Raw genomic sequence first — 14056 nt, forward strand, 5'->3', positions numbered from 1 at the left:
GGGGCCGCCACGTCAAGGCCCCCGAAGGTGAGTGGGAAGCCTTGGTTTCTCGCGCCTTGGTCGGCCGGCGCCGGCCGTTACAGGTCCTTTTGCGACCTGATGGAGGCCGAGGAGGGCAGGGGCCCGTGGTCAGCGGCTGTCTCCCGTGGAGGAGACGTGGAAGAACCCCTGGCGTTCCACAGGAGATGCGGGCAGGGTCTTGACGCTCCGTGGGGATTGAGGGATCGCCTCTTTCCCGGCCCTTTCCGCCCCGTGTGGTCCACTGGCCGGAGGGGACAGGATGAACCTGCAGGGCCGTTTCTCCATCACCAGCCGCATCACCCTGTTCACCGGGGTGGTGGCCACCCTGCTGTGCGCGCTGCTGGCCCTGCTCCTCATGACGGCCGTGCACCACTACGCCAGCGACACCGTCACCAGGGAGGTCGCGGCGGCGGGCGGCCGCGTGGCCGTCCAGATGGAGCGGGGACAGCTGGCCTATCCCCTTGCCGGGCGCGAGTTCCGCCACCTTCAGGTGGTCGACCCATCCGGCCGCGTGGTCGCTTCGACCCCCGATGTGCGGGGCATGCCGAGGATGGCGCGCTTCATCCCGCGGGACAGCAGGAACAGCGCGACCTGCGTCGTGTGCGGCGGCGTCTTCCCGGCTGCCGACTGCAACATCGTCGTGGCGCAGTGGGCGCACCGCGCGGGCCAGAGGTGGATGGTCTACAGCGCCTCCCCGGAGGTGCCCCCGTGGGTCGACCCCCGCTTGGCCGGGCTGGTGGGAGTGGGCGCGGCGGCGCTGGCCGCGGCCATCACCTACCTCGGCTACCGGAACGTACGGGCATCGCTCAGGCCGGTGAACGCCATCCGGGCGGAGCTCGACGAGATCAACGGGGACTGCCCCGGTCGCCGTGTGCCGGTGCCGGCCACGGACGACGAGATCCAGGGGATGGCCGAGAGCGTGAACCACACGCTCGGCCGGCTGGACACCGCGCTGCGGCAGGTGCAGAGCGCGCTGCGGCAACAGCGTGAGTTCGTCTCCAACGCCTCCCACGACCTGCGCACTCCGATAGCGGCCATGCGCGCGGAGGTGGAGGACGGGCTTCTCGCGCCGCAGGAGACCAGCGTGCCCGAGCTGGGTTCGGTCCTCCTGCCCAGCCTCGACCGGCTACAGGCGATCGTGCACGACCTGCTCACCCTCGAACGACTCGACCACGGCATGCGCGGCGAGCAGCACCGGCTCGATCTGGCCGAGGTCGTGGCCGCTGAGCTGCGCAACCGCCGTCACCCGGCCAAGCGGATCGATTCCGCCCTCCAGCCCGGGGCGCTCGTGCTCGGCGACAGGGTGGGTCTGGCCCGCCTGCTGACCAACCTCCTCGACAACGCCGAACGGCACGCCTCCTCGACGATCACCGTGTCCGTACGGCACGAGCCCGGCGGCGACTGCGGCGATCGCCGCTTTACGCAGGGTGCGGCGGTGCTGGAAGTCGTCGACGACGGGCCGGGCATCGAACGGGACAAGCGCGAGATGGTGTTCGACCGGTTCACCCGGTTGGACGCGGCTCGAAGCAGGGACGCCGGGGGCGCGGGGCTGGGGCTGCCGATCGCCAGGCAGATCGCGCAGACCCACGGCGGCAGCCTGACGATCGAGGACAGCCCCGTCGGCGCCCGCTTCGTCCTGTGCCTCCCGTCCGCTCCCGCCGAGGTGACGACGGCACCGGCCGACGACAGCCTGTCTTCCTGAACCCCCCGCTCCGCGAGGATCACCTTCGGCCGTTCGCCTCGTACAGACCGAAGATCCTGGCGGCGTTGTCGTGACAGACGGCGCGCAGCCACCCGTCCCCCAGGCCCAGACCGGCCAGGGCCGACAGCGCCTCCGCGTACGGGTAGGGGATGTTGGGGAAGTCGGTGCCGAGCAGGACGCGGTCCTGAAGCTCCAGCAGCAGCGGGACGGCATCCCGGGGGAAGGGCGCGGTCTCCTCGGTGAAGCCGGTGAAGGCCATCGTCGTGTCCAGGCAGACCGCCGGATGACGCAGGGCCAGGGCGAGGAACTCGGCGTACTCGGGAGTGCCCATGTGGGCGATCACGAGCGGCAGCCGGGGATGCCGGGCGAGCAGGGCCGCGATCGGCTCCGGCCCGGTGTGCGGGCCGGGGGCCGGGCCTGATCCGCAGTGGGTCACCACCGGGATGCCGTGGTCCTCCAGCAGCCCCCAGACCTCGTCGAGCAGCGGGTCGTTGGGGTCGTACCCGCCGACCTGGAGGTGTGCCTTGAACACGCGGGCGCCCGCCTCGACCGCCCGCGCGACGTATCGCGCGGCGCCGGATTCGGGGAAGAACGTCGCCGTGTGCAGGCAGCCGGGCACGCGGGCGGCGAAGCCGGCGGCCCAGTCGTTCAGCCACTCCGCCATGCCGGGCTTGTGGGGGTAGAGCATGGAGGTGAACGCCCGCACGCCGAACGCCCTGAGCCGTTCGACGCGGTCGTCCTCGGGCAGCCGGTAGGTGATCGGCCAGGTCCGGCCGACGAGCGGCCCGGCGGAGTCGAAGTACGCCCACACCTTGGTCAGGACGCGTTCCGGCATGAAATGGGTGTGGACGTCGATCAGACCGGGCAGGCCCAGCCTCCGCCAGAACGCGTTCACGTGTCGGATGTCGTCGTCCGCGGCATGTGTCTCGTCCGGCATGACCTCACACGCTACCCGCCCCCCGCCGCCCGGTAGCGCTCGGCGAGCGCACGCAGGTGGGCGCGCAGCTCGGGCGGGTCGAGCACGGTGAAGGGCACGTCGAGTGCGGTGAGGAAGGCCGTCAGATTGTGGAGTGAGTCGCCGCCTGTCTCCAGCACGCAGGCGTCCGCGCCGTCGGCGCGCAGCAGGCCGGCCGCGGCGGTGAGCCTCGCGCCCATGACCTCGACGGGCGCGTGCAGCCTCACGACGGCCGGGTGTCTCCAGGCGGCCGAGCCCGCCCCGCGTACGACGTGGGCGGCGGCGTCGCCCTCGGGTGGTTCGCGCGGGGTGAAGCGGGGGCCGTTGGGGGTGCGGAGCCGCACGCGGTCGGCGCGGAAGGTCCGCCAGTCGCGCCGGTCGACGTCCCAGGCCAGCAGATACCAGCGCCGCCCGGTGAACACGAGCCGGTGCGGCTCGGCCGTGCGGCGCCCCTCGTCGCCCCGGTGGTCGAGGTAGTCGAAGCGCAGGGTCTCGCGGTCGCGGACGGCCGCGGCGATCGATGTCAGCGTCTCGGGATCCACGGTGGGGCCGCGGCCCGGCACCGCGACCGTGGCGGCGCGTACGGCCTCGATCCGGTGCCGCAGCCGCGACGGCAGCATGCGCTGGAGCTTGGTGAGCGCGCGCAGCGAGGTCTCCTCGATGCCGGTCACGGTGCTGCCCGCGGCGGCCTGCAGGCTGACGACCACCGCGACGACCTCCTCGTCGTCCAGCAGCAGCGGGGGCAGGGCGGACCCCGCGCCCAGCCGGTAACCGCCGGCCGTGCCGGTCGTCGAGTGGATCTCGTAGCCCATGATCCGCAGCCGCTCGACGTCGTTGCGCACGGTCCTGGTGGTCACCGCGAGGCGGTCCGCCAGCTCGGCGCCGGACCAGCCGGGCCGCGCCTGGAGCAGCGCCAGCAACCGCAACAGCCGTACGGAGGTTTCCAGCATGGGCACAGTCTCCCGCGCATTGCGGAACCATACGTTCCTCAAGGCCTCCTAGCGTTCATCTCCAACGAAGGGAGCACGAATGTTGCGCGGAATGACGACCGTGAGTTTCTGGGCGGACGACGTCGAGCAGGCGAAGAGGTGGTACGCGGAGCTGCTTGGCGTGGAGGCGTACTTCGAGCGCCGGGGACCGGACGGGCGGCTCGCCTACGCCGAGTTCCGCCTCGGTGATTACCAGCACGAACTGGGACTGATCGACCGCCGCTACGCGCCGCACGACGCGGGCGGGCCGGGCGGGGCCATCGTCTACTGGCACGTCGACGACGTGACGGCGAGCCTGGCCAGGCTGCTGTCGATGGGCGCCGCCCAGCACGAGGCGCCGACGGAGCGCGGCCCCGGGTTCGTCACCGCCTCGGTCGTCGACCCGTTCGGCAACCTCCTGGGGATCATGTACAACGCCCACTACCTGGAGGTTCTCGACGGCCGCGCCTGAAAGTTGCAGCACCGTGCGCCGCCCACCAGGCGCGTACGGCCGTGCGAGCCGCCGCCCGTTGACCGGCCGTCGCCCGGCGCTCACGATCGCCGTCACCGAGCCGTTGACCACACGAGGAGTGCGGACGATGAGATCGAAGACGGGGATGGGCGCCTGGGTGACGGCGGTGCTGCTGGCGGTCGCCGCGCTCGTCGTGCCGGCGGCGGCCAGGACCGAGGCGGGGGCCGCGGTCGTCGCCCTGACGACGGCGCCGCCGCCGCCCACGCCCATCCCCTGCGAGCCGGGCACGCCGTCGGCGGGCACGCCGCCGACCGCTCCGGGGACGCCGGAGATCGTCCATGTGCTCCTGAACGCGGTCAGCCTGCGCTGGGCGCCCGCCACCGACGAGGACGGCATCGCCTGTTACCGGGTGCAGGAGACGCGCGACGGCGTCACGTCCGTCAAGGCGACCTTCGGGCCCAACGCCACCGGTGGCGACCTCACCCTGCGCTGGCCGCCCAGCGGTGTCGCTTTCGAGGACCACGAGCTGCACGTCGTGGCCGTGGACACAGAGGGAGCCGTCTCGCCCGCGTCGGGGTCCGTGACCGTGAGGATCTACAACGACGTCATCACCACGCCGTCGCCGTCCCCACGGCCGATCACCTGCCGGGTGACCTACCGATCGTTCGGCTTCAACGGCACCATGAGCTCGAACATCTCGATCACCAACACCGGCGCCGCACCCGTACACGACTGGCGGCTCACGTTCCTCTTCACCGACTCGGGGCAGATGGTGTTGTCGGGGTGGTCGGCCACCTGGTCCCAGACCGGCTCCGAGGTGACGGCGGCGGCCCCGTCCTGGGGCAGCGACATCGCTCCCGGTCAGACGGTGTACATCGGCTTCAACGGGTACTACTCCGGGGTCAACTCCAACCCCGTGCAGTGGCGTCTCAACGGCGCGCCCTGCACCCCCGCCTGAGGTCGCCCTCACCCGCTTCGCGGGCACCCCGTGGAGCCCGCGGGGTGCACGCGGGGAGCGCGGGGGGTGCCCGCCGGGTTCAGCCGAGGCCGGCGTACTGGCGGGGGCGCAGGGCCTGGGCGCGCAGCGCGGCGAGCGCGGCGCGCCGCCCGGCGTCCGTGAGCCGCCACGGCACGGCGTCCGCCGCACGCCTCGCGCTCTCGGACGCTCGGCCCGCCGCCGTCTCCGGCGCTGGGCCCGTCGCCTCCGGCGTCTGGGCCGCGGCATCCAGCCCGAGGGCGTCGAGGCGGTGCCGGAGCCGGGCGAGCGGGCCGGTGAGGTCGGCGCCGCCGACCCGGCCGCCGTCCGTGGCGCGCCAGCCCTCGCCGTTGACCACCTCGGCGACCCGGTCGCGCAGCTCGCCGTCCCGCACCACGTCGCGGTCCACCAGGATCATCAGCGCCGACTCGCGGATGGAGACCTCGAAGTCGTGCTCCCCGGGGGCGGGGACGAGCAGCGTGGGCGCGGCCGCCTCCCACATCGCGGCGCGGTCGTCCAGCAGGTTCCTGCCCGTGGTGGTGAGCACCAGCCTCCGGCCGCTGCGCCGCAGCGCCCCGAGGTCGTGTACGGCGATCTGCCGCAGCTCGGTGAGAGCGGGCACGTCGGCCTCGCCGCGCACCACCCCGGACCTGGTCCGATTGCCCCAGCCGAACCGGTCGGCCGCCTCGGCGGCCACGGCACGCCCGACGTTGAGCCGCTCGGTCAGGCGTACCCCGGTGCGGGCCAGGCCGAGCAGCCAGCGCAGCGGTTCCAGGTGCGGCTCGTCCGGAGCCGCGATGGGGGCGTGCAGCCGCACCTCGAAGGGCTGGGCGAGCTCGCGGCGGGCGGTGCCGCGTCCGAGCACCCAGCGGTTCAGCCGCTCGCCGTGGACCCGGTGCAGCCAGCAGTCGCCGCCCAGCTCGGCGCGGGGCGCGGTGAGCCAGCGGCGGGTCAGCTCCTCACGGTCCACCGGGTCGCCGGTGACGATGGCCAGCTCCAGGGCGGCCGCGCACGCGACGTGCGCCCCGAGCTCCTCCGGCCCCATGATCGAGCTCCACGACAGCTCGGCGATGTCGGGGGGCAGCACCCCGGTGGCCTCGAGCTCACGGTGGTAGGCGGCGGCCCCGGCCTCCTCGCCCTCCCTGGCGTACGTCAGCAGGATCCGGGCGGTGGCCGGGGAGTCGCACAGGGCGGCGTAACGCTCCATGCCCGCGAGCCTGAGCAGCCGGCCGAGGGCCCTGGCGATGGTCGCCTGGTCGCCCGGCACCTTGATCGGCAGCGTGTACCAGAGGAACTCGCACACGTCGAACTGGCTGATGGTCTCCAGCGCCTCGCCGCCGGCGAGCCACTCGACCGCGACGCGGGCGGGCTCGGCGACGTCCGGCTCGGAGCGCTCCAGTTGGGCGAGGAGCGCGGCGACGTCAGGTGCGGGCATGACCCGCAGTCTGCCGTATCGACCCCATCGTTGACGACGACCGGGCATCACTCGCGACCACCCCCCCTCTGGGTGCACCTTAGGGCGCGACGTACGCGCCCAACCATACGGGGGTGTCAGATCCACGAGTCGAACAGCATCCTCGCGTGCCAGGAGTCGTACGGGATGGACTCGGCGGCGATCACGGGATAGAGCCACCCGAAGTTCACCAGAGCCAGGAGCACGAACGCGCCGACCACGGCCGTGCCGGTCACACGCCGGTTGGGCCGGGCCGGATTCTCGCTGCCGATGATCAGCCCGCAGGCCAGCACGAGTGCCAGGATCATGAACGGCACCATCGGCATCGCGTAGAACATGAACATCGTCCGGTTGTCCGCGATGGCGAAGTAGAACCACGGCAGCCATCCGGCGGCGTAGCCGAGCAGCACCGCGCCCGCCCGCCAGTCGCGGGTCGCGACGTACCAGGCGATCATGCCGATCAGCGCGAGCACACCGGCGAACCAGATGACCGGCGTTCCGGTGCCGAGGACCGCCCAGGAGCAGGAGGCGGCGCCGCAGTTCTTCGGCGACTCGTAGAAGAACGCCACCGGGCGCAGCAGCAGCGGCCACTGCCACGGCTCGGACTGGTACGGGTGGCTCGTTTCCAGACCGGTGTGGAAGGTGAGCACCTGCTTCTGGTAGTCGAACCACGAGCGGAGCGAGTCGATGACGAAGTAGACCGGGCCGCTCGATGTGGCCTGGTCCCAGTTGCGGCCGTATCCCTTGTCGGTGACGAACCACCCCGTGAACGACAGGACGTAGGTGACGATCGGGACGACCGCCATCCACGCCGCGGCGAGCGGCAGGTCGCGACGGACGACCACGCCGTACGGCCGGGGCGTTCCGACGGCCCGCCGGGCGCCGGCGTCCCACAGCAGCGACATGATCGCGAAGGCGGCGATGTAGAAGCCGCCGGTCCACTTGGTGGCCATGGCCAGGCCGAGGCACACCCCGGCGGCCAGGCGCCAGGGCCGCAGGCCCAGCCGCGGACCGTCCGCGGGCGACCCCGCCTCGTGCCAGTCCGCGAGCCGGCCGCGGGACCAGTCCCGGTCGGCCACGAGGCAGGCGAAGCCGGCGAGCACCCAGAACATCAGGAAGATGTCCAGCAGCGCCGTACGGGACAGCACGAAGTGGAGGGCGTCGAGGGACAGCAGCAGGCCTGCCGCGCAGCCGAGCAGCGTCGAGCGGGTCATCCTGCGGGCCGTGCGGGCGAGGATCAGGATGGACAGCGTGCCGAGCAGCGCGGCGGTGAAGCGCCAGCCGAACGGGTTCGCTCCGAAGATCATCTCGCCGAAGCCGATCAGCCACTTGCCGACCGGCGGGTGCACCACGTAGGAGGCGCACTCGCCCACCGAGCCGCACTGCTTGAAGATGTGCTCGTTGCCGGCGAGCAGGAGCTTGTCCGCGCCGTCCACGAACTGCCGTTCGACGCCGTACTTGACGGTGGCGAAGGCGTCCTTGGCGTAGTACGTCTCGTCGAAGACGACCGAATGCGGTGTGCCCAGCCGGTAGAACCGGAGGAACCCGCCGAAGAGGGCGACCAGGATGGGGCCGAGCCAGCCCCACATGGCGCTGCCGGGCATGGGCGGCACGAGCCGGTCGCGCAGGGAAACCGCGGGAGCGTTGTCCTGTGGTCCCTCTTCCGGCTGCTCGAACGCCTTGTGAGAATAGTCGGTCACGGCCACGCCGACAGATTACTGGTGAGTCCCCGCCAAGGACACGGGTCGCGCGTGGATTGGGCCAACCGGCCGCTCGTCGATGAATGTTTCACGCCCGCCATAGGGTGGACGCGTGCTCGTTCTCGCCGCAGCCCCGATCGGCCAGCCCAAAGACGCGTCCCCACGGCTGCGCGAGGTGCTCGCCGCGGCCGACGTGATCGCCGCGGAGGACACCCGCCGGCTGCGGCGGCTCGCGGCCGACCTGGAGATCGCCATCGGGGGCCGCGTGGTGTCCTACTACGACGCCAACGAGAGTGCCAGGGCCGCCGAGTTGCTGGAGGCGCTGCGCGAGGGGCGCACCGTCGTCGTGATCACCGACGCGGGGATGCCGGGCGTCTCCGACCCCGGCTATCGGCTCACTCGCCTCGCGGTCGAGGCCGGTCTGCCCGTGACGGCGCTGCCCGGCCCGTCGGCTGTGACGACCGCCCTCGCCGTCTCCGGCCTGCCGAGCGACCGGTTCTGTTTCGAGGGGTTCCCTCCGCGAAAGCCGGGGGAGCGGGCCAGGCGGCTGGCGGCGCTGGCGGCCGAGGAGCGCACGATGGTGTTCTTCGAGGCGCCGCACCGCCTGCACGCGACCTTGGAGGCGATGGCGGAGGCCTTCGGCGCGCAGCGGCCCGCCGCCGTCTGCAGGGAGCTCACCAAGACCTACGAGGAGGTGCGGCGCGGCGGCCTCGGCGAGCTGGCCGAATGGGCCGCGGGCGAGGTCAGGGGCGAGATCACGCTGGTGGTGGCGGGACGGACCGCCGAGGAGGCCGCGCCGGGCATCGAGGAACTGGTCGAGGAGGTGGCCAGGCGCGAGGGCGCGGGCGTGCCGCGCAAGCAGGCCATCGTCGAGGTGGCCAAGTCGGCCGGCGTCCCCAAGCGCGACCTCTACAACGCCGTCCACGGCGTCTGACCCCGGGAGAACGCCCGACCCCGGGAAACGCGATCCGCGGCGCCTGACCCCCGGGCGGGGACCGGGCGCCGCGTGCCGGGTCAGCGGAGCGAGGGGCGGCGCCGCGACCGCAGCGACGGGCGCAGCGGCGACAGGCGCAGGGAGGACAACCGCGGCGAGGGACGGCCCAGCAGACCGGCGGCGGTGATGCCGGCGGCGAGACAGGCGAGCGGCACCGCGGGCAGCAGGTAGCGGTAGTCGAACTCGGCAGTCGCCGCCGGGGCCAGGATCAGTCCCACCGCCCCCAGCCAGGGCAGCAGCTCGGGCCCGCCGAGGTCGCGCCAGCGTCGCGCCACGCCGTACAGGCCGAACAGCAGCAGCAGGCCCAGCACGATGCCCGGCAGCCGTACGACCTTCTGGTAGCCGATCATGATGTCCGACCACGGCGAGACCACGTTCGTCGCGGCCGGGCCGTTCTCGTACGCCTCGGCGTCCTTGTCCGTGGTGCTGTGGTAGGAGCTCCACTTGGGCAGCTTGCGGGTGTACTCGTTGTCGAACTCGTACTGCAGGAAGGTCTTGGCGTCGGGGAACCGCGGGCGGCCCCACTGGAAGGCGCGGAAGAAGTCCTTGGACACCGCGGCCAGGTAGTCGCCCGGCTGGGACAGGATCGCCTTCTTCGCGAACGCGCTGGCGTTCGCGTTGATCTCCGGGGTGAACTTCATGCCCGAGCCGAAGACGTGGAGCTGGTTCTGGTCGTCCCACCACAGGTACGCCTGCGCGGACAGGCCGCGGTCCTTGGGCGCGACGTTGATGCACAGCAGCGCCAGCTCGAGCTCGCGGCGCTCGTCGATGTTCATCTTGTGGCAGTCGGCGAACAGCGACGTCCTCATGTAGAGGATCACCCCGTCGCTGTTGGTCATCGCGAACTGGCCGTTCACCGCCTTGAACCAGCCCATGTAGGCGAGCACGGGCAGCGCGCACGCGGCGATCATGGCGGCGATCGGCTTCCAGCCCGCCCGCTTGATCACCAGATAGGCCACGACCAGGGCGAGGATGGGCAGGCCGATGCTCCGGGTCAGCGCCGTCAGCGCGAGCAGCAGGCCGACCACGGTCCCGCCCTGCCAGGTCATCCGCTCCCGCCACAGCACGAGCGTCACCACGCCCACGACGAGCAGGATGAACATGGTGTCCGACATGATCAGCTGTTCGAGCTGGATCTGGTAGGCGTCGAACATCACGGGGGCGGCGGCCAGCGTCGCCCCCCAGCCTGGCATCCCAAATCTTCTGGTCAGCAGCGCATAGATAAGGAACGCCGCCGCCAGGCCCATGAGGTGCTGGGTCAGCACCACGAGCGAGAAACTGTGGAACGGCTTGAGCAGCAGCAGCCAGAAGCTGTACCCGTCCGGGCGGATCGGGTGCGGACGCGGGCGCAGCGCCACGGACACGTAGTCGTAGGAGTCGTTGAACCACATGGCCGGGCCGAAGCCCAGCATCGTGACGATCCGCAGCACGAAGGCGACGCCGAGCGTGACCGCGAAGACCCGGTGGCGGCGCAGCAGGGCGAGCGGACGGCCCCAGCCGCCGACCGGGGAGGCGTTCACCGACGGAGGATCCGCGATCGCGACCATCAAAGTCGCGCGGAGCCGACCGCCTGCTTCAGCCGGCGGGTGCGTCCGCGCTTCCTCCCCTCGAATTTCGCCGGTTCCTTCGAATGGACACCCGCGGGCATGTGGCGGAAAACCGCGCCACCCGGCCGGAGTTCCGGCACTTCACCTGCGGGCATACCGCGCACGCCGACGTGGCCGGCGCGCTGAGAATTCTCCGGGCCGGGCTCGTCCTCTGCGACGCCGCTTGGCCGGCGACGCGGGGAGCCCGCCGCTCCAGCGGTGGGTGGAGTCACGGTTACAGAATGCCAGCCGTTTCGCGGACTTGACTCGGACGCTACTGGGAAGCGGGCATCATTGGTGTCCTGCCGTCATATGCGAGGAGTTGCGACGTGGAACTTACCGTTGTCATGCCATGCCTCAATGAGGCCGAGACCGTTGAGATCTGTGTTCGCAAGGCTCTCACCAGCATGCGCGAGAACGGAATCGACGGCGAGGTGGTCATCGCCGACAACGGCAGCACCGACGGCTCGCAACAGCTGGCCCGTGACGCGGGCGCTCGGGTTGTCCATATTGACGAGAAGGGCTACGGCAACGCCCTGATCGGCGGCATCCGCGCCGCCCGAGGCAAGTACGTCATCATGGGCGACGCCGACGACTCCTACGACTTCACCAGCCTGATGCCCTTCGTCGAGCAGCTCCGGGACGGCGCCGAGCTGGTCATGGGCAACCGGTTCCGCGGCGGCATCGCCCCGGGCGCCATGCCCCCGCTCCACCGCTACCTGGGCAACCCGGTCCTGTCGTTCATCGGCCGGCTGTTCTTCCCCAGCGCGATCGGCGACTTCCACTGCGGACTGCGCGGCTTCCGCCGCGACTCGATCCTGCGGCTGGGACTCCAGACCGGTGGCATGGAGTTCGCCTCCGAGATGGTCGTGAAGGCGACCCTGCAGGGGCTCGACGTCCGCGAGGTGCCCACCACGCTGTCGCCCGACGGCCGCTCCCGCCCGCCGCACCTGCGCTCCTGGCGGGACGGCTGGCGCCACCTGCGCTTCCTGCTGCTCTACAGCCCGCGCTGGCTGTTCTTCATCCCGGGCCTGGTGCTCATGAGCCTCGGTCTCGTCGCCGGGGCCGCGCTGACGTTCGGCCCGGTCTACATCGGCAAGCTCGCCTTCGACGTCGACACGCTGGTCGGCGCGTCCGCGATGGTGGTCAGCGGTTTCCAGGCCGTGCTGTTCGCGTTGTTCACGAAGGTGTACGCGGCCGAGGAGGGCTTCCTCCCCGAGGACCGGCGCATCCGCAGGCTGGTGGACGTCGTCACGCTGGAGAAGGGCCTGCTCGCGGGTGGCGCCCTGGCCGTGGCCGGTCTCGTCGGCCTGGTGGCCTCGCTCGCCCACTGGGGCGGCCGCGGCTTCGGCGAACTGATCCCGGCCGAGTCGCTGCGCCTCGTCGTGCCCTCGGCGACCGCGTTCGTCATGAGCTTCCAGACGATCTTCGCGTCGCTGTTCATCAGCATCCTCGGCATCCGCCGTACGCGGGAGAACCCGGTCGACATCGCGGCGTCCGCCGCCGAGGAGGCCGCCGAGGCCGTCAGCCGCGAGTCCGAGACCGCCGGTCGCGGGCCCGTTGCCTAGGTCGCGTCCCTGACGACGCCACCGGCGTTTTAACCCGGGGAGTCATCTCCCCGGGGCCGATAGGATTCGCACATGGCGGCTACAGGAACGACTGCATCCGGGGAGTCGGCGTTCTACGTGACGACGCCGATCTACTACGTCAACGACGCCCCGCACCTGGGCCACGCCTACACGACCGTCGCGGGCGACGTGCTCACCCGCTGGCACCGCCAGCGCGGCGAGAAGGTGTGGTACCTCACGGGCACGGACGAGCACGGTCAGAAGATCATGCGCACGGCCGAGGCGAACGGCGTGTCGCCCCAGGAGTGGTGCGACAAGCTCGTCGAGGACGCCTGGAAGCCGCTCTGGGAGCACCTCCAGATCGCCAACGACGACTTCATCCGCACCACCGAGCCGCGTCACACCGACCGCGTCCAGGAGTTCGTGCAGGACCTGTACGACAAGGGCGAGATCTACAAGGGCGGCTACGAGGGGCCCTACTGCGTCGGCTGCGAGGAGTACAAGTCCCCCGGCGACCTGCTGGAGGGCGACCTGTGCCCGATCCACAAGCGCCCGGTGGAGTGGCTGAAGGAGGAGAACTACTTCTTCAGGCTCTCGGCGTACGGCCCGCGCCTGCTGGAGTTCTACGAGCAGAACCCCGACTTCGTCCAGCCCGCCTCGGCGCGCAACGAGGTCGTGCAGTTCGTGAAGCAGGGCCTGCAGGACCTGTCGATCTCGCGGTCGACCTTCGACTGGGGCGTCCCGATCCCCTGGGACCCCAAGCACGTCATCTACGTGTGGATCGACGCGCTGCTCAACTACGCCACGGCCGTCGGATACGGCTCCGACCAGGCGAAGTTCGACGCCACCTGGCCGGCGAACGTGCACCTGGTCGGCAAGGACATCCTCCGGTTCCACGCGATCATCTGGCCCGCCATGCTCATGGCGAACGGCCTGCCGCTGCCGGGGCGCGTGTTCGCCAACGGCTGGCTCATGGTCGGCGGCGAGAAGATGAGCAAGTCCAACCTCACCGGCATCTCGCCCCGCGATCTGACGAGCCACTTCGGTGTGGACGCCTACCGTTACTACTTCCTGCGGGCGATCCCGTTCGGCCAGGACGGCTCGTTCTCCTGGGAGGACTTCTCCGCCCGCTACACCTCCGAACTCGCCAACGACTTCGGCAACCTGGCGTCCCGGGTCGCGGCGATGATCGGCAAGTACTTCGACGGAACACTTCCCGAGGCGGCGGACGCCGGCCCCGCCGAGAAGGCGATCGCGGACGGCCTGGCCGCGGCGGCGGCCCAGGCGGACACCATGATCGGTGACAACCTGGACTTCGCCGGCGGCATCGGCGCCGTCTTCGACTTCGTCAAGCAGGTCAACGGTTACCTGAGCGACCAGGCGCCGTGGAAGGTGGCAAAGGACGACTCGCCCGAGGGGCAGGCGCGGCTCGCCACGATCCTCTACACGGCGGCCGAGTCGCTGCGCGCGATCGCAGTTCTGCTCCACCCGATCATGCCGTCCACGAGCGCCAAGCTGTGGGCGTCCCTCGGGGCGGAGCCGCACCTGGGCGCGCTCGCCGACCAGCGGATCGCCGACGTCGCCACCTGGGGCAGGCTGCCCGCCGGGGCGCAGGTCGTCAAGGGCGAGATCCTCTTCCCGCGGCTGGAGAACGCCTGACC

11 protein-coding genes are annotated in these 14056 nt (G+C 71.3%); 6 read left to right on the top strand and 5 right to left on the bottom strand.

The features are described 5' to 3' along the window. Positions 1-280 precede the first annotated feature (280 nt). A complete protein-coding gene (locus tag QSK36_RS41585) occupies positions 281-1723 on the top strand; it encodes a sensor histidine kinase (RefSeq protein WP_285786237.1) in 1443 nt (480 codons plus the stop codon). Positions 1724-1742: 19 nt separating this feature from the next. Here the strand turns inward: QSK36_RS41585 and QSK36_RS41590 are convergent, their stop codons facing one another. Next, entirely contained in the window at positions 1743-2660 is a 918-nt protein-coding gene (locus tag QSK36_RS41590; RefSeq protein WP_285786238.1) for an amidohydrolase family protein, read from the bottom strand. An 11-nt stretch (positions 2661-2671) separates the two neighbouring features. Continuing rightward, complete coding sequence (locus QSK36_RS41595; RefSeq protein WP_285786239.1) at positions 2672-3628, bottom strand: helix-turn-helix transcriptional regulator; 957 nt, start codon at positions 3626-3628, stop codon at positions 2672-2674. 91 nt (positions 3629-3719) lie between these two features. On the opposite strand from QSK36_RS41595, the gene QSK36_RS41600 reads away from it, so the two are divergent. Together QSK36_RS41600 and QSK36_RS41605 are read left to right on the top strand one after the other, a co-directional pair. Then, complete coding sequence (locus QSK36_RS41600; protein WP_502883460.1) at positions 3720-4118, top strand: VOC family protein; 399 nt, start codon at positions 3720-3722, stop codon at positions 4116-4118. A gap of 127 nt (positions 4119-4245) precedes the next feature. Beyond that, on the top strand, positions 4246-5076 hold the full coding sequence (locus tag QSK36_RS41605) for a cellulose binding domain-containing protein (RefSeq protein ID WP_285786240.1): 831 nt from the start codon (positions 4246-4248) through the stop codon (positions 5074-5076). 79 nt (positions 5077-5155) lie between these two features. Here QSK36_RS41605 and QSK36_RS41610 read toward each other — a convergent pair whose 3' ends face one another. Together QSK36_RS41610 and QSK36_RS41615 are read right to left on the bottom strand one after the other, a co-directional pair. Beyond that, positions 5156-6529: a hypothetical protein gene (locus QSK36_RS41610; protein ID WP_285786241.1), complete on the bottom strand. Its 1374-nt coding sequence runs from the start codon at positions 6527-6529 to the stop codon at positions 5156-5158. A gap of 116 nt (positions 6530-6645) precedes the next feature. Further along, entirely contained in the window at positions 6646-8151 is a 1506-nt protein-coding gene (locus QSK36_RS41615; protein WP_183543135.1) for a dolichyl-phosphate-mannose--protein mannosyltransferase, read from the bottom strand. A gap of 208 nt (positions 8152-8359) precedes the next feature. On the opposite strand from QSK36_RS41615, the gene rsmI reads away from it, so the two are divergent. Continuing rightward, positions 8360-9181 (top strand): 16S rRNA (cytidine(1402)-2'-O)-methyltransferase, encoded by an 822-nt coding sequence (gene rsmI / locus QSK36_RS41620; RefSeq protein ID WP_139577252.1) that lies wholly within the window; start codon positions 8360-8362, stop codon positions 9179-9181. Between the two features lie 80 nt (positions 9182-9261). On the opposite strand, the gene QSK36_RS41625 is transcribed toward rsmI, so the two are convergent. After that, positions 9262-10761, bottom strand: a complete 1500-nt coding sequence (locus QSK36_RS41625; protein ID WP_285786242.1) for a hypothetical protein — start codon at positions 10759-10761, stop codon at positions 9262-9264. 395 nt (positions 10762-11156) lie between these two features. Between QSK36_RS41625 and QSK36_RS41630 the strand changes: the two genes are divergently transcribed. Together QSK36_RS41630 and metG are read left to right on the top strand one after the other, a co-directional pair. Next, positions 11157-12395, top strand: a complete 1239-nt coding sequence (locus QSK36_RS41630; protein WP_285786243.1) for a glycosyltransferase family 2 protein — start codon at positions 11157-11159, stop codon at positions 12393-12395. Between the two features lie 72 nt (positions 12396-12467). Beyond that, the gene (metG, locus tag QSK36_RS41635) at positions 12468-14054 is read left to right on the top strand and encodes a methionine--tRNA ligase (RefSeq protein WP_285786244.1); all 1587 of its coding nucleotides are present in this window, start codon (positions 12468-12470) and stop codon (positions 14052-14054) included. Positions 14055-14056: the final 2 nt, after the last annotated feature.

Source organism: Microbispora sp. NBRC 16548, from assembly GCF_030268985.1.
Taxonomy (GTDB): domain Bacteria; phylum Actinomycetota; class Actinomycetes; order Streptosporangiales; family Streptosporangiaceae; genus Microbispora; species Microbispora catharanthi.